General features: G+C 63.7%; 23 protein-coding genes. 9 read left to right on the top strand and 14 right to left on the bottom strand.

Annotated features, from left to right (window positions below; translation table 11 throughout):
* Positions 1-32 precede the first annotated feature (32 nt).
* A complete protein-coding gene (locus RHO23_RS20060) occupies positions 33-653 on the top strand; it encodes a CGNR zinc finger domain-containing protein (RefSeq protein ID WP_064409962.1) in 621 nt (206 codons plus the stop codon).
* Here RHO23_RS20060 and RHO23_RS20055 read toward each other — a convergent pair.
* Positions 650-1,309 carry a DedA family protein gene (locus tag RHO23_RS20055; protein WP_057967549.1) on the bottom strand — a complete coding sequence of 220 codons (660 nt, stop codon included), beginning with the start codon at positions 1,307-1,309 and terminating at the stop codon, positions 650-652. The two genes, RHO23_RS20060 and RHO23_RS20055, sit on opposite strands and share 4 nt — an antisense overlap.
* Before the next feature lie 155 nt (positions 1,310-1,464).
* Here RHO23_RS20055 and RHO23_RS20050 point away from each other — a divergent pair, with 155 nt between their 5' ends.
* Positions 1,465-2,502: an endonuclease/exonuclease/phosphatase family protein gene (locus tag RHO23_RS20050; protein WP_030097492.1), complete on the top strand. Its 1,038-nt coding sequence runs from the start codon at positions 1,465-1,467 to the stop codon at positions 2,500-2,502.
* 3 nt (positions 2,503-2,505) lie between these two features.
* Here the strand turns inward: RHO23_RS20050 and RHO23_RS20045 are convergent, their stop codons facing one another.
* The 3 genes from RHO23_RS20045 to RHO23_RS20035 are packed head-to-tail and all read right to left on the bottom strand — an operon-like array spanning position 2,506 to position 4,587.
* The gene (locus tag RHO23_RS20045; RefSeq protein WP_064409961.1) at positions 2,506-2,934 is read right to left on the bottom strand and encodes a hypothetical protein; all 429 of its coding nucleotides are present in this window, start codon (positions 2,932-2,934) and stop codon (positions 2,506-2,508) included.
* Between the two features lie 26 nt (positions 2,935-2,960).
* A complete protein-coding gene (locus RHO23_RS20040) occupies positions 2,961-3,593 on the bottom strand; it encodes a phosphoribosyltransferase (protein WP_064410493.1) in 633 nt (210 codons plus the stop codon).
* A complete protein-coding gene (locus RHO23_RS20035) occupies positions 3,583-4,587 on the bottom strand; it encodes a LysR family transcriptional regulator (protein WP_070941611.1) in 1,005 nt (334 codons plus the stop codon). The genes RHO23_RS20040 and RHO23_RS20035 overlap by 11 nt, the downstream gene beginning before the upstream one ends.
* Before the next feature lie 148 nt (positions 4,588-4,735).
* Between RHO23_RS20035 and RHO23_RS20030 the strand changes: the two genes are divergently transcribed.
* The 3 genes from RHO23_RS20030 (at position 4,736) to RHO23_RS20020 (ending at position 7,737) form a co-directional block, all read left to right on the top strand.
* Positions 4,736-5,509: an SDR family oxidoreductase gene (locus RHO23_RS20030; RefSeq protein ID WP_064409959.1), complete on the top strand. Its 774-nt coding sequence runs from the start codon at positions 4,736-4,738 to the stop codon at positions 5,507-5,509.
* 129 nt (positions 5,510-5,638) lie between these two features.
* The gene (locus RHO23_RS20025; RefSeq protein ID WP_064409958.1) at positions 5,639-6,838 is read left to right on the top strand and encodes a CaiB/BaiF CoA transferase family protein; all 1,200 of its coding nucleotides are present in this window, start codon (positions 5,639-5,641) and stop codon (positions 6,836-6,838) included.
* The gene (locus RHO23_RS20020) at positions 6,835-7,737 is read left to right on the top strand and encodes a hydroxymethylglutaryl-CoA lyase (protein ID WP_064409957.1); all 903 of its coding nucleotides are present in this window, start codon (positions 6,835-6,837) and stop codon (positions 7,735-7,737) included. Before RHO23_RS20025 ends, RHO23_RS20020 begins: the two co-directional genes overlap by 4 nt.
* Here RHO23_RS20020 and RHO23_RS20015 read toward each other — a convergent pair.
* Positions 7,734-8,024 carry a YiaA/YiaB family inner membrane protein gene (locus RHO23_RS20015; protein WP_046255239.1) on the bottom strand — a complete coding sequence of 97 codons (291 nt, stop codon included), beginning with the start codon at positions 8,022-8,024 and terminating at the stop codon, positions 7,734-7,736. The two genes, RHO23_RS20020 and RHO23_RS20015, sit on opposite strands and share 4 nt — an antisense overlap.
* Before the next feature lie 237 nt (positions 8,025-8,261).
* Between RHO23_RS20015 and RHO23_RS20010 the strand changes: the two genes are divergently transcribed.
* Positions 8,262-8,816, top strand: a complete 555-nt coding sequence (locus RHO23_RS20010) for an SRPBCC family protein (RefSeq protein ID WP_064409955.1) — start codon at positions 8,262-8,264, stop codon at positions 8,814-8,816.
* Here RHO23_RS20010 and RHO23_RS20005 read toward each other — a convergent pair.
* From RHO23_RS20005 to RHO23_RS19980, 6 genes are all read right to left on the bottom strand, one after another.
* Positions 8,806-9,426: a TetR/AcrR family transcriptional regulator gene (locus tag RHO23_RS20005; protein WP_052740411.1), complete on the bottom strand. Its 621-nt coding sequence runs from the start codon at positions 9,424-9,426 to the stop codon at positions 8,806-8,808. The two genes, RHO23_RS20010 and RHO23_RS20005, sit on opposite strands and share 11 nt — an antisense overlap.
* Positions 9,427-9,496: 70 nt before the next feature.
* Complete coding sequence (locus RHO23_RS20000; protein ID WP_030097482.1) at positions 9,497-10,078, bottom strand: TetR/AcrR family transcriptional regulator; 582 nt, start codon at positions 10,076-10,078, stop codon at positions 9,497-9,499.
* The gene (locus tag RHO23_RS19995; protein ID WP_046256108.1) at positions 10,075-11,022 is read right to left on the bottom strand and encodes an oxygenase MpaB family protein; all 948 of its coding nucleotides are present in this window, start codon (positions 11,020-11,022) and stop codon (positions 10,075-10,077) included. Before RHO23_RS19995 ends, RHO23_RS20000 begins: the two co-directional genes overlap by 4 nt.
* Positions 11,023-11,082: 60 nt before the next feature.
* Complete coding sequence (locus RHO23_RS19990) at positions 11,083-11,511, bottom strand: tautomerase family protein (protein ID WP_046255236.1); 429 nt, start codon at positions 11,509-11,511, stop codon at positions 11,083-11,085.
* Positions 11,512-11,529: 18 nt separating this feature from the next.
* Complete coding sequence (locus RHO23_RS19985; RefSeq protein ID WP_030097479.1) at positions 11,530-11,946, bottom strand: nitroreductase family deazaflavin-dependent oxidoreductase; 417 nt, start codon at positions 11,944-11,946, stop codon at positions 11,530-11,532.
* Entirely contained in the window at positions 11,943-13,196 is a 1,254-nt protein-coding gene (locus RHO23_RS19980) for an NADH:flavin oxidoreductase/NADH oxidase family protein (protein WP_046255235.1), read from the bottom strand. The genes RHO23_RS19985 and RHO23_RS19980 overlap by 4 nt, the downstream gene beginning before the upstream one ends.
* A 120-nt stretch (positions 13,197-13,316) precedes the next feature.
* On the opposite strand from RHO23_RS19980, the gene RHO23_RS19975 reads away from it, so the two are divergent.
* The gene (locus RHO23_RS19975; RefSeq protein WP_046255234.1) at positions 13,317-13,892 is read left to right on the top strand and encodes a TetR/AcrR family transcriptional regulator; all 576 of its coding nucleotides are present in this window, start codon (positions 13,317-13,319) and stop codon (positions 13,890-13,892) included.
* A gap of 37 nt (positions 13,893-13,929) precedes the next feature.
* Positions 13,930-14,448 (top strand): hypothetical protein, encoded by a 519-nt coding sequence (locus RHO23_RS19970; protein WP_070941610.1) that lies wholly within the window; start codon positions 13,930-13,932, stop codon positions 14,446-14,448.
* Here RHO23_RS19970 and RHO23_RS19965 read toward each other — a convergent pair.
* Positions 14,413-15,486: a diacylglycerol kinase gene (locus tag RHO23_RS19965; protein ID WP_064409952.1), complete on the bottom strand. Its 1,074-nt coding sequence runs from the start codon at positions 15,484-15,486 to the stop codon at positions 14,413-14,415. The two genes, RHO23_RS19970 and RHO23_RS19965, sit on opposite strands and share 36 nt — an antisense overlap.
* 22 nt (positions 15,487-15,508) lie before the next feature.
* The gene (locus RHO23_RS19960; protein WP_064409951.1) at positions 15,509-16,300 is read right to left on the bottom strand and encodes an SDR family oxidoreductase; all 792 of its coding nucleotides are present in this window, start codon (positions 16,298-16,300) and stop codon (positions 15,509-15,511) included.
* Between the two features lie 141 nt (positions 16,301-16,441).
* Between RHO23_RS19960 and RHO23_RS19955 the strand changes: the two genes are divergently transcribed.
* On the top strand, positions 16,442-17,251 hold the full coding sequence (locus tag RHO23_RS19955) for a helix-turn-helix domain-containing protein (RefSeq protein ID WP_070942113.1): 810 nt from the start codon (positions 16,442-16,444) through the stop codon (positions 17,249-17,251).
* Here RHO23_RS19955 and RHO23_RS19950 read toward each other — a convergent pair.
* Entirely contained in the window at positions 17,248-18,132 is an 885-nt protein-coding gene (locus tag RHO23_RS19950; protein WP_064409949.1) for an AIM24 family protein, read from the bottom strand. The genes RHO23_RS19955 and RHO23_RS19950 overlap by 4 nt on opposite strands.
* Between the last annotated feature and the right edge of the window lie 3 nt (positions 18,133-18,135).

Genomic DNA, 18,135 nt, shown 5'->3' with positions numbered 1-18,135 from the left:
GTGCTATCCATTAGGAGAGATAAGGTCGTGGCATGGAAACGAGCACGTCGGGCACTATCGCCGCCATCTTGGGTGAACCACTCCCCGTGGAGCTGATGAACACCGTCCGCGGTGGGCGCGGGGAGGTAATGGATGCTCTGGCGGGCGACCAGCCTGTGCATGCGTGGCTCGAGGCTATGGCGGATCGGATACTGGCCGAATCGGGGGCGCACACCATTGCCTTCTCGTTGGAGGATGCCCAGTTCATCGCCGACGATCTGCGGGCTCTGCGTGACGCCCTACGGTGTCTGGCCGCGGAGGTCACCGCAGATCCGAGACCGCCGACATCGGGCATGACGCACACCCAGGCCGTCACCACGATCAACACGCTTGCTCGTGCTCGGGCAGAGCTGGTATGGCCGGTGAGCGGAGAACCCAGCAGGGCGGCGACGGCCCGCGGATCGCAAGCACGGTTGACGGTCGGTCTGATCGCGCGTCAGGCAATCGACTTCTTCGGTGGCCCGGAACGTCACCGGCTGCGGGCCTGCCTGTCGTCGCACTGCGTGCTCTATTTCGTCAAGGAACATCCCCGTCGCGAGTGGTGCACCCCAAAATGCGGTAACCGCGCGCGGGTGAAGCGGCATTACGACCGCCAAACCTCGACGGGTGTTTAGCCGCTGTCGGTGACTGCGCGCCGCTTCTCCAAGTACACCTTGGCCGCTGTGGCGGCGGCCGGGAGCGTCGACAAGATGGCGATCACCAGGATGAAGACGTCCAGATGCTCACCGACAAAGGCGACGTTACCCAGAAAGTAGCCGACCGTCGTCAGCCCGACACCCCATGCCGCACTACCAATAGCGTTGTACAGCAAGAAAATTGGATACCTCATGCCAGACATGCCGGCGATGACCGGGGTGAAAGTGCGGACCACGCCGATGAACTGGGCGACGAGCAGCGTCTTGGGTCCGTGTCTGTCGAAGAACTCCCGGGAGGCGGTTAGATACCGCTGTTTGAAGAAACGTGCGTCTTCTTTTCTGAACAATGCCGGGCCGAGCCGGCGGCCGATGAAGTACCCGCATTGACTTCCCAGTAGGGCCGCTAACGCGGCGCAAGGCGCCAGCACCTGGATCGAGACAGGGGAATTCGGCTGAGCGGCAATCAGCCCCGCGGAGAACAACAGCGTGTCACCGGGCAGGAAGGGAAACAGTAAGCCAGTTTCGATGAAGACGATGACCATAACGCCGGCCAGAACGGCGCCACCGAATAGTCCGCCCTCGCCCAGCCAATACATCGGATCCATGACGTCCGAGGGCGCCAGACCCATGTCCATGGCTGGAAGTTAGCCACGGAACATGGCGGGACAGGAAACAACACGAGAACCCCACCTGGCGTGCTCGCGGTCGGTGAGCGTTCGGGTGTGACGGATGAGTGGCAACCGGGTGAATACTCTCGACGTTCGACGGTTCGCGGAATACCTTGACGAGCATGGCCCGCACCACCTTCAGCGTCGCGACGTTCAACATGTACAACCTGCAGGACGCAGACACTCCGCTCTATGCCACGTCGAAGCCATGGACTCCCGAGGAGTTCAAGCGCAAGACCGAATGGGCGGCATGGCAACTGGGCACTCTCGGCGCCGACGTCGTCGGCCTGCAGGAAGTGTGGAGCAAAAGTGCCCTGGAGGCGGTCCTTGCGGTAGATCCGCAGGGCCTGGCCGACGAGTACGACGTCCTGGCCACTCCGGCGGTAGGAACCTCGATTACCTGCGCCGCGTTGGTGCGCAAGGGTCTCCTCACCGGAAAGCCCAAATGGATAACCGACTTCCCCAAGGCGGTCCGGCTTGAATCCAGGGATGACCCGGCCGACCCCCAGGCGCCTGTCATCGACGTCTCGATCAAGAGCTTTTCCCGGCCGGTCTTGAACTTTCAGGTTCAGCTGCGCGACGACGAACCGGCCACGGAAATCTTTGTGGTGCACCTCAAGTCCAAGCTGCCGACGCAGATCAGCAAGGAGGCCTGGTACAAGAAGTCCTCGGCGACGTATCGGCCACATCAACAGGCGCTGGGCGATGGGATCTCAACCATCCGCCGAACGGCCGAGGCGGTAGCCGTCCGGGTGCTGCTCAACGGCGTCATGCGCGACACGGAGACTCCGGTCGTCGTACTGGGCGATATCAACGACGGCAAGGAGAGCAACACGGCCAACATCCTGACGAGCCAGCCGCGCTATCTCGTCGGAGACTCGCAGGGGGGCAGTGATTTTGGTCTTTATTCGGCGCAGACGTTGCAGGAGTACCGGGACACCCGCGACGTGTATTACACCCACGTGCATCAAGATCTGCGGGAGTCGCTCGACCACGTGATGGTGAGCGAGCAGTTCTATGACCACAGCCGTAAGCGGGTGTGGCTCTTCGAAGGGCTGCTGATCAACAACGATCATCTCAACTTCGAGAATCATCGGGAGACTGGTACCGGAGACCACGGCATCGTCAGGGTGAGCTTTAAACACGACCCCGTGAAGTGACAGTCACGAGACGCTGAGAACTCTTCGGTCGCCGAGAGGGGTCGCCAATGGCACGGCGAGGCTGCCTTGAACGGCGATCAGGATGCAGGCCTTGCCTGCGGCCTCCGGCGGCGTACCACCGCGCAACGCAACCGCGACGGCGTCGTCGGTCTCTCGGACGGTGGCGTGCACGCCGTGGCACTGTGGGGTGCCGCTGGTGAAGTGCACGATCACGGCCGTGCCGTCGGGGGAGCGACTCCAGCTGTCGAATGTCATCGGACGGCTATCGAGGATTCGTGCGTCGTCCTCAAACACGACAGATGAAGCGGGAAGCGCAACCTCGGTCGGGGTAGCCGCCGAGGTATCGGCGGCTGCTCGTGGCGTATCGAGCCCGCGGTCGCCACAGCCCACCAGGAGGGCGAAGGGGAGGACTGCCATCACAACCAGGCGCATGGCACCACGGTATGCGCCCGACCGGACTATTTGGTGATCTGCGGCGAGAGCAGGGCACGGACCTCTTCGTCGGAGACCTGACGAAAGTCCTCGTACGCATCCCCCACTGCCTGGAATGGAGAGGGACAACAGGCGACCACGAAATCGTCCACCAGGGAATTGAATCGGTGGAACGCCGATCGAGGTGCAACAGGTACAGCCGCCACCACCCGAGCCGGCGATGTTCGCCTGATCGCGAGCAGTGCGACCCGCATCGTGGCGCCGGTGGCGACGCCATCGTCGACCAGAATGGTTGTCTTGCCCTCGATTTCGATACTGCGATGTCTCAGGTACAGCCGTTCGCGCCGGGCGAGCTCACGACGTTCATTGGCGGTCACAGTGCGGAGCTGTTCCTGGCTGATCCCCATCGTGCGCACAATGCCCTCGTCGACGACTACCTCTCCGCCGCTGGCGATGGCACCCATCGCGTACTCCTCGTGTCCGGGTACGCCGAGCTTACGAACCACCAGCACCTCTAGCGGGGCATTCAGGGCTGTCGCGATCTCCCGCCCCACCGGTATTCCACCGCGAGGCAACGCGAGCACCACCACATCCTGCTCCCGGTACGGCGCAAGGATGCCTGCCAGTACGCGGCCCGCGTCCTGGCGATCACTGAACATCCGATGCGTGTGCGACATGGGAGGGACTCGGAATGCTTGCCCGGATGTCTCCATCTTCCAACTGCGATCCCGCGCTGACAACAGTTGCACCACGGGCATTCTCGAAAAGCCTGTTACGGACGGTCGACACCGAATGCGGGAGCCAAACCGCCTGAACGGGAACCAATGGGGGATTGGCGATCTCGATCACCTTCACCTTGCCGTGGTAGACGGCGCCGGGGTCATCGGTGACGAACGCGCAATGATCGGGGTGGGCCAGCACGGCCGTATGCGGCGGAGTGCCCTGCACCGGATTGACCAGCAATTGGGGTTCGAAACCGCTTCGACGGCAATGTGAAACCAGCAAGTCCGTGTAGTACGAGTGTCGAGGTGGAGCCCACACCACGATGGGGTGCTCGGCGATCTCCGTGATGTCGATGCGATCGTGGGCGGCAAGGGCGTGAGAGCGCACGACTGCGATACGCAACGGCTGGTACAGCAGGGTGTCGGTGGCCAAATCTGCGGGCATACCCACCCCGCGCCGTAGGGCCAAGTCCAGTGAGCCGTCCAGGAGGCCATCACCGATGGTGCTCGGGAAGACCTGTCGGACGGTGATCGACACTGTGGGATCCGCGATGACCGTCGGCTCGATGATCCGGTAGACCTCTTCACTGGAAATCGCCGGAGAGTGTCCGATGACAAAGGCCCGCTGGGGATTCGAGTGGTTTCGTGTCGCATTGGCCAGCACACGTATTCCGGCTAGAAGTGGTTTTGCACCGGTGTACAGCTCGTGGCCGGCATCGGTCAGTTGCAGGCTGCGTTGCGCGCGTGAGAAGAGCGCGACGCCGAGGTCGCGCTCCAGCTGGCGTATCGCCGACGACAGTGCCTGTTGCGTGATGAACAGCTCGGCCGCCGCGGCCGCGAGCGTCGGGGCTTCCGCGGCCACGACGAACTGAAACAATCGCCGGGAATCCAGCAAATTGACCAGTGAACTACCCTCTGCTGTCCCGCTCATCTGCAATGACAACTCCTGATTGTGTTTATACAAGAATAATGTGGTTTTCCCTTGTGCTACCTAAACCTACGATTCGTATGGAGATGTGGGCGATCGTGGAGCCCACCCGCAATGACAAGGCCACAACGTACTAGAGGGAGATACTCGAGTGACAGATCATTCACTAAAGGGCAAGACTGTTCTTATCACCGGTGGCGGCAAGAATCTAGGTGGTCTCATTGCCCGGGATCTGGTTGCCAACGGCGCTGGTGCGGTCGCGATCCACTACAACAGCCCGTCGAGCAAGGATGCCGCGGATGAGACGGTGGCTGCCCTCCAAGCGGCCGGAGCGAAGGCGGTGGCGTTCCAGGGAGACCTGACCACCGGGGGCGCGGTAAGCAAACTGTTCGCGGATACCGTTGAAGCGATTGGGCGTCCCGACATTGCGATCAACACCGTCGGCAAGGTCATCAAGAAGCCGTTCACCGAGATCACCGAGGAGGAGTACGACTCCGCGAGCGCGGTGAACGCCAAGTCCGCTTTCCTGTTCCTGAAGGAGGCCGGGAAGCATGTCAACGACAACGGCAAGATCGTCACGCTGGTGACGTCGCTGCTGGGTGCGTACACCCCGTTCTACGCGGCCTACGCGGGGACCAAGGCGCCCGTCGAGCACTTCACCCGCGCCGCTTCGAAGGAATTCGGGGAGCGCGGCATTTCGGTGACCGCCGTGGGCCCGGGGCCGATGGACACGCCGTTCTTCTACCCGGCGGAGGGTGAAGACGCGGTGGCGTATCACAAGACGGCCGCCGCACTCTCGCCGTTCTCGAAGACCGGACTGACCGATATCGAAGACATCGCTCCGTTCATCCGGTTCCTCGTCAGCGACGGCTGGTGGATCACCGGGCAGACCATCCTGATCAACGGTGGCTACACCACGAAGTAGTCACCGGTTGCGATAGCGACCCCGTACAGCTCTATGAGCAGCTGACCACCGCCGAGTGTCGACTTGTCGGGCGAAAGTGCGAGTCGACGGCGCGACAAGTCGACACTCGGCGCGGATTATGGTGACTGCATGACGGGTGCTCTTGATGGGATCCGGGTGCTGGAGTTGGGCACCCTGATTGCCGGGCCTTTCGCAGGGCGGTTACTCGGGGATATGGGTGCCGAGGTGCTCAAGATCGAGCCGCCCGGCGCGCCGGATCCGTTGCGGACGTGGGGGCAGGCCGAGGTCGATGGGCACCATGTTTTCTGGACGGTGCACGCACGCAACAAGAAGGCCATCACCCTGGATCTGCGGACCGAGCCCGGACGCGCGCTGTTCCTCGATCTCGTCGAGAAGTCGGATGTGATCGTCGAGAACTTCCGGCCCGGCACCCTGGAGAAATGGGGCCTCGGCTACGACGTTCTGGCCGAACGTAACAAGGGCATCGTCTTGGTTCGTGTTTCCGGTTACGGGCAGACCGGTCCGGACGCGCACAAGGCCGGATACGCCTCGGTGGCCGAGGCCGCCAGCGGGTTGCGGCATCTCAACGGCTTTCCGGGCGGTCCGCCGCCCCGAATGGCGCTCTCGATCGGTGACACCCTTGCCGGGATGTTCGCCGCCCAGGGTGCGCTGGCTGCGCTGTACCGGAGAACCGTCACCGGCCGCGGACAGATCGTCGATACGGCACTGACCGAGAGTTGTTTGGCAGTGCAGGAATCCACCATTCCTGATTACGACGTGGGTGGCGTGGTGCGTGGCCCGTCGGGAACCCGACTGGAGGGCATTGCGCCATCGAACATCTATCAGAGCGCGGACGGCAGCTGGGTGGTCATCGCTGCGAATCAAGACACCGTGTTCCGCAGGCTGTGCGAAGCGATGGATCAGCCGCAGCTGAGCTCTGATGAGCGCTTTGTCGATCACGTTGCGCGGGGCCGCAATCAGGACGAACTCGACGCGATCATCGCCGAATGGGCGGCTGGGCGTCTGCCCGCCGACATCATCGACGTGCTCAGTGCGGCCGGTGTCATCGCAGGCCCTATCAACACCGTCGCCGATGTGGTGCAGGACCCGCAGCTCAAGGCCCGAGAGATGCTCGTCGAACATTTCGATGAACGGCTCGACCGGTCGGTGCTGGGGCCCGGCGTGGTCCCGGTGCTGTCCGAATCGCCGGGCGGTGTCCGCAACGCCGGCCCGGCTCGGCCCGGCCAGCACAACGAGGACGTCTTTGGGGGACTGCTGGGCAGGAGCGCCGCGGATATCGAGAAGTTGCGGGCCGAGGGGGTCGTATGAGTCTGCCTGCCCACGTCACCATCCGCGAGGTGCTGCTGCGAGACGGACTTCAGCTTGAGGCACCGATCTCGTTGGCGGACAAGCTGACACTGCTCGATGCGATAGCGGCGACAGGAGTGCGAGAGGTGGAGGCCACCGCATTCGTCTCACCCTCCAAGATGCCGGCGCTGGCCGACGCCGCCGAGTTGTCGGCACAGCTGCACAACTACCCGGATATCGAATTCTCTGCCCTCATCGCCAGCCCCAACGGCGCCAAGCGTGCCCTGGCGGCGGGACTGACCTCGCTGGAGTACGTGGTTTCGGCATCCGATGGACACAGTCGAGCCAACGTCGGCGCTAGCAGCGCCGAGGCCACCGCGCGCATCGAGGAAATCGTGGCGCTCGCCCGTGAAGCCGATGCCACGGTGGAGGTGATAGTGGCCTGTTCATGGGACTGCCCCTTCGACGGGCCCACCCCGGAACATCGAGTGCTCGACATCGTGCGCCGAGCCCGCGATTGGGGGGTGGACCGTTACGCCGTTGCCGACACCATCGGCACTACGACACCGCGCCGCGTCGCGAATCTCGTTGCGGCGGTGCGGCCCATCGTCGGTGATGCACCGCTGGGCGCACATTTCCACAACACCCGTGGATCTGGTTTGGCCAGCGCGTACGCCGCTGTGCAATCCGGAGTGACGCGGCTGGACTCCTCGATCGGCGGCCTCGGTGGCTGCCCGTTCGCGCCGGGCGCGACCGGCAACATCGCCACCGAGGATCTGGTGTATCTGCTGCGGGACAGCGGTATCGGCGTCGATGTGGACCTCGAAGCCGCGATCGCGGCCGCCCGGGTGGTGCAATCGGTCGTCGGGCACGAGGTCCCCAGTGCGTTGTTGCGTGCCGGTGATCGGGTGCTGAACTAGATCGCCGGCTTCAGCGGGTTGTGCTCAGCGTAAATCTGCTCGATGCGCGCCTCGTCGATGCGGTTGCGGACCTGTTGTGACTCGTGGGTGTCCCGGATGACCTTGGCTAGCCCGAAGCAACTGGTGACCAAGAACAGGGTGCACACCGCGAGGAACGCGCGGGGCCACGGCGATATCGGTAGGTAGGCGATGCCGCCCAGCGTGGAGGCGAATGCGACCGCGAAGGCGATTGCGGACTGGACGTAGTACGCCGTGGAGGCGCGGACGGTGGGCTCCGATGTGCTCATGAGACCACGGTGGCAGCTGAGGCCCGATAGGACATGAGTAGAGCTACCCGAATTGTCGACGCAAGTTTGCGTGCGGGCCGCCGGTAGCGATACGGGGGTGGGTCACAAGAAATGGGCGCCTCAGACTGGCCTCGGTCACGAACTTGTGCGATTGCGCTTCTGTGGCTGCTGGTAGGAGGGCTAGCTTGCTAACTGACTCGCGAGTCAGTTAATGGCAACTCGTACTCAAGGAGGACCATGTCCACTCCGGTGCTGATCGGGATCGTCGTGGGAGTGCTGGCCCTCGGGGGCTTGCTGGGGGCTGTGGTGCTGTTCGCCCTGGCTTCCGGCGACAGCGGGCCGCGACGCTTCGGGGTGACGATGCCGGACACCGACTTTTTCGACAAGGGGGCATCGTTCGCTGTCACCGCGCAGGTCACCGTGCCGGGGCCCGTCGAGCGGGTGTGGACTCAGGTCTCCGAGGGCGGCTACCTGGAGACGATTCCCTTTGTGTCCGGCCCGGTGAGATCGGGTGACCAGGTGGTGACCCGCACTCCGCTGTTCGCGATCACCGAGAAGGTAGTTCACAGCGAAGAGGGCCTCAAGCTGGTCGCGATCGGGACCGGTGTTTCGGTTCCCTTGGTTATCAAGGCATTCGGTGAACGTTGGGAGCTCGCCGCTGATGGGAACAAGGTGCTGGTGCGCTGGACAGTGGCGTTCACCCCGAAGTGGGTGGGATGGTTCCCCTTGCGCTGGACGGCGTTCGCGGTGCGCCCCTTCCTGCGGACGCTGTTGTTCCTGGCTATCCGTTAGCGGCGGCCCGCGACAGCGGGACGTCTCCGAGCACGATCCCGCTGAACATGGTGGCGATCGTATCGGCGACTTCTGTCATTGTTGTTGCGGGATCATCGGATTCGGCGATGATGCTGTTGGCGGTGACGAACATCGTCATGAGCATCCGGGCGGCCATATGGGTGTGCACACCGGCCTTCAGTTCATGACGGGCGGCAAGGGTCTCCATGAGTGTGACCAAGGGAGGCAGCACGATGGTGTCGTCGATGTGGCGGTAGGTCTCCTCGCCGAGGACCATCGGCGCTTGGCGCATGAGTTCCCGGTAGGTTCTGTCGTCGCGCGATCGGGACAGGTACACCCATGCTGACGTGGCGGCGACCTGGGGGCCGTTGGCGCCGGGCTTGTCCAGGAGGCGGATGGCTGTGGTGACGGTATCGGCGGTCTCGGTCAGGCATTCGGTGAGCAGGGCGCTGAACATCGCCTGCTTATCGGAGAAGTGGTAGTAGAACGTGCCCTTGCTGACTTCGATGCTGCTGACGATGTCGTCGACGGTCACGCTGTTGTAGCCGGTCGTCGTGAAATGCCGGCGCGCGGAATCCAGAAGGTCCGAACGAGTCTGTTCTGCGTACATCTGCCGCCGTGTCGCCATGCAGGCAGTTTAGTCAGATGCCGACTCAAGGTCGGTTTCTGAACGAGTAGTACTACCAGACCAATCGAGCCAGGTAGGTCTGTGCGTACCGCCGTACCGCCACGGTATCGGTGATATCGAGTACGCCGGCGCGGTTGGTGAGCAGGGAACCAACCAGCCGCACAAGGATTTCCGACACCGCGAGCACTGCGTCATCGGGCATTGTGGCGCCGCTGTGCCGCAGGCTGGACGCCACCAGCGCGCTGGCTCGCACAATGGCCTTCTCACCGGAAGGCGTGTTGAGGCCGATGACGAGTTCCGGTTCGTTCTCGATGATGGTGCCCGCTAGCCGACTTTCCGTGATGAGCCGCATGGCCAGCGTGAAGCACTCGACGATGGCGCCCTGGGCATCCTGGCCGTTGGCGGCGACGGCGAGCTGGCCGAAGATGCCCAGACTCTCTGCCTCGATGAGGTGCTCGAACAGCGCTTCCTTGGTGGGGAAGCGGCGGTAGAGGGTGCGGCGGCTCACCCCGGCGCGACGTGCGATGGCGTCCATGTTGGCGCGGCGCATACCGTGCCGCTCGAACTCAATGCGCGCGGCATCGAGTACGGCATCGGTGGGTGGGGCGCTGGTCACCCCCACGAGTGTGGTCATGGCGCCCGGTTGTACAGCGGGCGGGGGTCGACTCCTTCACGATTCCAGCCCTCGGACGCCCACGGCAGGTACAGCGCCCGCACCGGCAGCCTGTTGAACAACGGGTTCAATGCGCGCATGACCGTGGCGAAGCGCTGGAAGTTGCGTTCCTTCTTGTCGCTCCACTCCAGTCGGCAGACCTGCTTCATCTGCGGCGGGAGCGTTCCGACGACGACCGTCCGGATGAAGGCGTTCAGTGGCGCCGACAGCAGACGCCACAGCGGCTTGGGAATCTGCTTGGGCCCGGGCACGCCCTGGCGGATGTAGCCCGTCGCGTAGAGGATCGTCTTGGTCGGCACGAACCGGTCGAACATGCCCTCCATGTAGGTGACGAACTCGTCGTACGTCTGCGGCTGATTGCGCGCACTGACCCCGTAGAGGCTGTACCAGACCTTGCTCTCCTCGAAGATCCGTACCTTCTCGGCGTAGGAGAGACGCCGGATGAATGTGTCGGTGATGTACAAGACCTGATCGACGAAAGTCGCATGCGCCCAATAGAAGAGCTCGGGATTGAGTGCGTGGTAACGCGATCCGTCGCTGATGGTTCCGGTGATCGGCTTGTGGAAATCGCGCACCATCCGCCCCCACTTCTGTGGGTCCGCCGAGTAGATGGTCTTCATGATGGGCGGCCCGGAGCGGCGTGCGCGGCCAAGGGTGTCGGTGAAGATCACCGAATGGTCCTCGACCGCCTTACCCAGCTGTTCGATGCAGTTCTCGGTGCCGGCGAGCCGCTGAAAGCCGAGGACGCCACGGACATCCCCGTAGAACTTCCACACCAGGGAGTCGGCGCCCAGTCGCGGGGTTTCCACGGAGTCGTCCGCAGGGTCTTCCACGGGCATGGGGATTGCTTCCCGGAGCCCTTCGTCGAGGCTGACGGGACGGGTGATGGCGCTCTGATCGACCATGAGCACCACGCTAACTCAATGGCACAAAAGTGCGCAAGTGTGCCAGTGGCGGATTTGGGCCTACTGATTGAGAAGGAAGCCCAGCTTCTCTCGGTTCTGCTCAAACCAGGCGGCCTCGGCGCCGGCCTCGGGGAAAATGAGCCCGGCTTCCATGACTGCGGAGGCGTCCTGTTCGGAAATGCCCAGGACGAGTTCCTCCTCCGACTGGCCGGTCAGCTCGTGCCAGGCGGACGAGAGTTCACGGAGCAGTTGTTGACGTTGTTCCAGGGAACGCCCTGAACGGATAGTGCCCGCGATGAAGGTGGTGTCGCTTTCCGGTTTGCCCGCCAGATAGTGGTGGCCTGGTTGGTATTCATTGAAGACCACGTGGACGAATACCGCCGGAGCGCCGGTGATTTCGCAGTGAATACGTGTGAATTCCTGGGCGATGGCCTGCCGCACCTCGTCGGTGAGGCTCTCCGCACGTGTTATGCACTGATAGAGAGGCATATCCCGGATTCCTTGTCCTCAGTCGGTGAAATCGATGCGCACCGATATCGGGGTGGTCTCCAGTGCCTTGACCACCCGCGCGCCGACGGCCCCGAACTTGCGGCCCCGCGCGACGACGTCGTCATCGGGCCGGAACTGGGCGGTTCCGGTACGCCACCTGTTTCCCTGCTTCAGGCGGACATTGGGATTCGCGGCGATATTGCTGCCCCAGCCCGAGCGGGTGCCGTGCTGGCTAATTACCCACGCACCGGTCGCGTCGAACTGGACCGAGACCGGGACTCGCCGCAGCTGGCCGGTCTTGCGTCCGGTGGTTTCCAGCTCCGAGGCGAGCGCTGTACGCAGGCCAAGCTTTGTCAGGGCCGAGACGGCGGGGTTGAGCAGGTAACGGCCCATGGCGCGCTCTCTGCGGAACTTGCGCAGTGTCTTGTCCGTCATGAACTTCTCCTTCTCCGAAAGGCGTCGACCCCGTTGTTCTTGAGGAGCCGAAGTGCCGTGATCCACGGGCCGATGGTGGGGTCCGGGTCGGTCCCCGCGCCCAGGCGGTGTAGTTGGGTGTTGTGCCACTGGAGTTCCAGTGCGCTCAGGAAAGACTTCGCCCTGCCGGTCGAAGCCAGCCAGCCGGGTAGGGGCAGTGAAGCGTCCGGAACGGTCAGCTTGTCCTGACGCGCCGTCAGCAGGCTGTCGGCGGACTCGGGATTGACAGTTGTCGGGCGCCCGAGCCCCACGACATCGCAATCACCCGATCGGACGGCGTCGGACATGGCGGCTTCCGTGCGGAAGCCTCCTGTCACGGCGATCGGTACGTCACCTGCCGCCTCGCGGGCGGTGCGGGCGTACTCGAGGAAGTAGGCCTCGCGGGCCTGGGTCGACGCCGATGTCACCAGCGGCCTGCCCTCCATTGCCGGCGATTCGTAAGTACCACCGCTGATTTCGATGAGGTCGACCTCTTCGGAGGCGAGCGCCGCGATGACTGCCCGCGACTCTTCCTCGGTGAAGCCTCCACGCTGGAAGTCCGCGGAGTTGAGCTTGATGGCGACCGAGAAGCCGGGGCTCACCGCCGCACGCGTGCGGCGGACAACCTCGAGAACGAAACGCATCCGATGTTCCGGGTCGCCTCCCCACCGGTCGGTGCGCCGATTGGTACGTGGCGACAGGAACTGTGCCACCAGATAGCCGTGTGCGCCGTGGATCTGAACACCGTCGAACCCGGCCGCATCGGCGATCGACGCCGTGGTCGCGTACCGGTCGATGATGTTCTCGATCTCGTCATCGGTGAGTTCACGTGGCGCTTGCCATCCGGGGACGTTCATCTTGATCGCGGACGGTGCCACCGGCTGGGACGCCGTGGCGAGCGGGTTGGCTTGCCGCCCTGGGTGGTTCACCTGCATCCAGATCAGGCCGCCGCCATCCTTGGTTGCCTTGGCCCACCGCGACAGGCCATCGAGATGCCGGTCGTCCTCGATGACCACATTTCCCGGCTCACCCAGGTGGCTGCGGTCAACCATCACATTGCCGGTGACGACGAGGCCGAACCCGCCGGTGCCCCAGCGGCGGTACAACTCGACGAGCCGGTGGTCGGGTCCCTGAGAGGTGTCGCCGAGGCCCTCGCTGAGGGCCGACTTCATCAGTCGATTGCGCAGTACCTGGCCCGAGGCCAGTGGAAGAGGATCGTGTAGGTCTGCCACTCGGCCGACGGTAGTACACCGATTGGTTTACCGCAATGTTCCGATAAGTGCCCCGGCCCGGCGGCGACTCGGTAGACTGAGCGGTATAGTTAACACCTGACAAGTTGGGAGGCGGGCAGGATGTCGGCACGTGACACGTTGATCGCTAGCGTGACGGGTCTGGTGCGGCGCCGTGGCGTCGCGGGAACCGGTCTCAACGCACTGCTGGAAGACAGCGGTGTGTCACGGAGAACCATCTACCTCAACTTTCCCGGCGGTAAGCAGGAACTGGTCGCCGAGGCGACCCGCCTCGCGGGACAAGAGCTGACGGCCATCATCAAGGCGGCCGGTGACGATATCGATCCGGCACACGGCATTCAGTTGTTCATCGAACTGTGGAAGGCGCAACTCGGCGAAACCGAGATGCAGGCGGGGTGCCCGATCGTCGCTGCCGTGCTGGGACGTACCGAGGCGCCCGAGGCCTCGGCGGTGGCGGCGGACGCATTCCAGGATTGGCAGGCCATTCTCACCGAGCGGCTTACGCGCTATCACGTGGCTGCCGAGGCGGCACGCTCGCTGGCCCGGACCATGATCGCGGCGATCGAAGGCGCCGTCATCATGTCGATCGCCGCGCAGTCGACGGAGACGCTCGACGACGTCGGTGAGCGGCTCGCAGAGCTCATCAGGCTGTACGTCCCTGCCGGCACCACGCCGTAATCCTCCACCACGCAAGAGCCGCCAGTAGGGTCTGCTGATGCGTGCATGGACCGTGGTGCTCACCATCCCGGTGGTAGCACTGCTGCTACAGCCGCTATGGGCGCCGCGATGGGGATCGGGAATTCTCGGGGAACTCAGCGCAACCGGCCCAGTGGCAGCGGTGACCACCATCGTGACATTCTTCGGCCTGGTAGCCCTCTATTGCCTTACCCTGCAGCGCATTCTCGTGCGCCTGCCCGAATGGGGGCGCACGCGGTCTCCTCGGTCGGTGTGGTTGATGTTCGCCCTGCCCTTCAACTTCGTTGAAGACTTCTTCATCGTCAACGACATCGCCGGAAGCCTTGCGGCATCGCCGACCATTAGCGATGTCAATCGAAATATCTGGCGTGCAACGGGTTTAGCGTGGTGCGCATTGCAAATCGTTTCACTGCTCCCCGGGCCGCTCGGATTGGTTGGCGGTGCGCTCGCGATGCCGGTGTGGCTGGGCAACTGGATTCACGCCGGGAGCATTGCCCGAACGCTATCGCGCGCGCCCCTTTCCCGTGATCAGCGGTAGGTCCAAAGTGGTGCGGATACCCGCATCGGCTGCGACGACGGCAGGTACCGCGTTGACCACGCGCATCGCCGTCGCGATCAGATTGGCGTAGTTGTGATCACCGTGTGCGCTGAACGAGCCCAAATCCAGTATGTAGCTGGGCTCCCCGGTGATCTCGACACGATAGGTGCCACTCTCGTGTGCGGGCTGTGGCCAGTCCGGCGCTAGATCCTCGCGCAGGCGGGTGAAGTGCTCAAGGACCGTCACCACCTTGCCGTCCTTCATCCCACGAACCTCGAAGTGCAGCGCGGCCATGGTGCCCGCGGGGATATGTCCCGATGAGATGTCAAAATCCTCAGGTGCGGATAGCTTTTCATAGGTCTCGGTGACCTCGTCCAATTCGATGCCCAGACCGGCTGCGAGCTGCCGCACCACCGAACCCCAGGCCAGCGACAGTACTCCCGGCTGCAGCAGGAGGGGGGTCTCGTCCATCGGCCTACCAAAGCCCATGACATCGAACATCACCGTTGCGCTGTCGTACGTCGCGTAGTCGACGATCTCGATACAGCGCACCTGATCGACGTGCTGGCAGGTACCCATGAGCGCCAGCGGCAGCAGGTCGTTGGCAAAACCAGGATCGATACCACCGACAAAGATCGACGAGTTGCCTTCCCGTGCTGCGGCTTCGATGGGTTCCAGCATGTTATCCGGCAGGACGCCCCACGGATACTGCAGGAACACCGGCGCGCTGGCGGCGACGTTGATACCGGCTGCCAGGATCGAGCGCAAGTCCTCGATCGCCTCCATCAGGCGGTTGTCGGTCATAGCGGTGTACACCACGCAGTCGGGCTTGAGTGCCAAGATCTCTGCGGCATCGGTGGTCGCGGCGACACCAGTGGTGGTGGCGAGCCCGGCCAGCTCACCGGCGTCCTTTCCGGCCTTGTTGGCTCCGGACACCCATACGCCGACGAGTTCCATGGTCGGGTCGGTGATTACCCCGGCGAGCGCATGCTGGCCGACATTTCCTGTGCCCCAGACAGCTACACGTGTCTTCGTCATATCAGGTTCCTTCTGGAAGTAGTCAGGCGAGGTCGGGCAGGGGAATGTCGAGATTGGGTGCGATGAGACCGCCATCGACTTCGAGGACCTTGCCGGTGAGGAAGCTGCCGGCTGGCGATGCGAGATAGATTGCGGCCGCCGCGATATCGGCCGGATCGCCCAGTCGGTGCAGTGGCGTGTTCTTTTCGAGGGTCCCGCGCACTTCGTCGTTGCCCGCGACGACCTCCAGCGCAGAGGTGAGTATGGAGCCGGGGGCGATACCGTTGACGCGGATTCTCGGACTCAGATCCATTGCAGCCGTGCGGGTGTAATGAGCAAGAGCACCCTTGGCGGTGCAGTATCCGAGGAAGGCGCGGCCCGGAAGCCGGCCCATGGTGGACGTGATGTTGATGACCGAAGCGTTGTCAGACTTGAGCAGGTGCGGCACCGCGGTACGTAACAGCGCGTGACCGTTGAGAACGTTGAAGGAGAAGGCCTCGGCGAGGTCGTCGTTAGTAGTGTCCAAGAACGGTTTCGGCATGGTGCCGCCCACATTGTTGACGACGATGTCGAGCCGCCCGAACCGGTCGACGGCCTTCTGTGCCAGGGAGGCGGATGCTTCGGTGTCGGACAGATCGGCGACGACGACCTCGGCCTGGCGTCCCGCGGCAGCCACCTTCGCGGCGACCTCATGCAGTTGGGATTCAGTACGCGAGGCGATCAGCACATTGGCACCCGCCTGCGCGAAGGCCTCTGCGATCGCCGCGCCCAGCCCACGACCCGCGCCGGTAACGATCGCGACGTTGCCGTCGAGCCTGAAGCGGTCCAGAATCATGTCTACCTCCGTGTCGAATATTCGACTACCTTGGGGCGAATAGTCGATGCACTGTAGACCTGGGCACTGCAACACGCAAGAGGGAGGGAACTCATGGCGACCATTTCACCGCCGACCGCACGCGTCATAAGAATCGTGGAGATGCTTGCTGCTGCAACACAACCCAAATCGTTGAGCGAGATCGCCGCAAGTACAGGTATTCCCCGGGCCACCGCCACCGCCGTGGTGAACGAGTTGGAGTCGGCGGGATGGTTGACGCGCGACGGTGAGCTTCGTTATCGGGTTGGGTCGGCGCTGCCGCGCGCGGTCGAGGCGACCATGCCCCGCGAGGTCCAGGACGTGCTGACCCGAATCGCCGGAGCAGCACAGGCGGGGGCGACCATCAGCCGAATCAGTCCGAAGACATTGACGATCGTCGCCAAGGCGCAAGCGGGCCGCAGAGCTGTCACCGGATTCGCGGTCGGGCAGACGATACCGCTGGCCTTTCCCGCGGGTTCGGCCGTGATGCCCTGGCGTTCATCAGACGAACGCGCGCAGTGGCTCGGCACCGCCCGCGGCTTGAGCGCGCGTTCCGGCCAGCGGCTTCTGCGGCAGGTTTCCGACTGCGGATACGTGATCTACCGCCCCGACCATGACGACACCGGGATGGTTGACCTGCTCTCGGATCTGCTCGGTTCGGTGGGCTCGGAGGTGATGGAGGCGGCGCTCCGCGAACGGCTGTTGCGACAGCTGTCCCGGCTCACCTCGCGTCTCTACTCACGCGACGAGCTGGTATCCGACGATGTGTTGCCGATCAGCTATCTAGCGGCGCCCATCTTCGTGGGTGCCGATGCCGCCTACGAACTTCAGCTGGGGCCGCTGCTGCCTAGTGCGACCCGCGCGGAGCGAGAAGTACTGATCGCGACGTTGACCCGGGGGGCCCGGGAGCTTTCGGGGCTGATGACCCTCTAGCCGGCGGTGACGACAGGAACGCCCTCGGATGGTTGCACGATGACGAATCCCTGGCCCTGGAACGAGACTTGGAGTGCCTCGCCCGAACCGCGGCCAATGAGGGCGCCGGCCTTGAAACTCGTCTTGAGCTGCGTCTGAAGGTTGGCCGACCACGCCACCACCGCGTTCGTGTCGGCGAATGTCGGGGCCTCTGCGGCATTGAGCACTACCGGCGGACCATCGGTGGTCAAGGCCACCCACCCCGTTCCCCGCAAGGTCGTGTTGAACAGGCCGCCGGTGACCATGCTGGCGCCCTTGACCCGCTCGATGTTCCAGTTCAGGCCTGCCGAGAAGGCCAGCACGTTCTTGCCGCTGATCGAAAGGCCCGCGTTGTTGAGGTTCAGTAGGTGGACGTCGAAGGCGCGCTCGGCCAGGAATACGTCGCCCTGGCCCGAACACCGCATGAGCGGCAAGCCTTCTCCGGTGAGTGCCTTCTTCAGGAACTTCGCCGCACCGCCGCCTTCGAAGGCGAAATCGACATTGCCCTGGTAGGCCACCATCGATCCTTGACGTGCCAGGAATGGCTCGCCAAGGCGAACGCGTAACAGTTTGGCGTTCTGGTTCGAGATCGGCTTGGCCTCATTCTCGCTGAATCGGCCGTCCACCAAATCTCCACTGATACCTGAGAATTGGTCCCCGAGAGGTTGGGCCTGCGCTGCCGGTTGCGCGGCCTGTGCCGAGGGGCCGGGCTGTGGGGCGACGGGTGCGGAGCCTCCGAGCGGAGCTGAACTGACTTTTCCCTGATGGGCTACCTGGTCCGTCCAGCGGTGGCCGTCGTGCCAGCGGAATTCGAATCGTCCGTCGGGGTCGGGTTGCCAGCTTCCCGGGTTCGGAGTCGTCATAGA

The organism is Mycobacteroides sp. PCS013 (assembly GCF_049532645.1).
Taxonomy (GTDB): Bacteria; Actinomycetota; Actinomycetes; order Mycobacteriales; family Mycobacteriaceae; genus Mycobacterium; species Mycobacterium gwanakae.
Note: the sequence above shows the minus strand (reverse complement) of the source record. Positions and strands in the feature narration are given on the sequence as shown.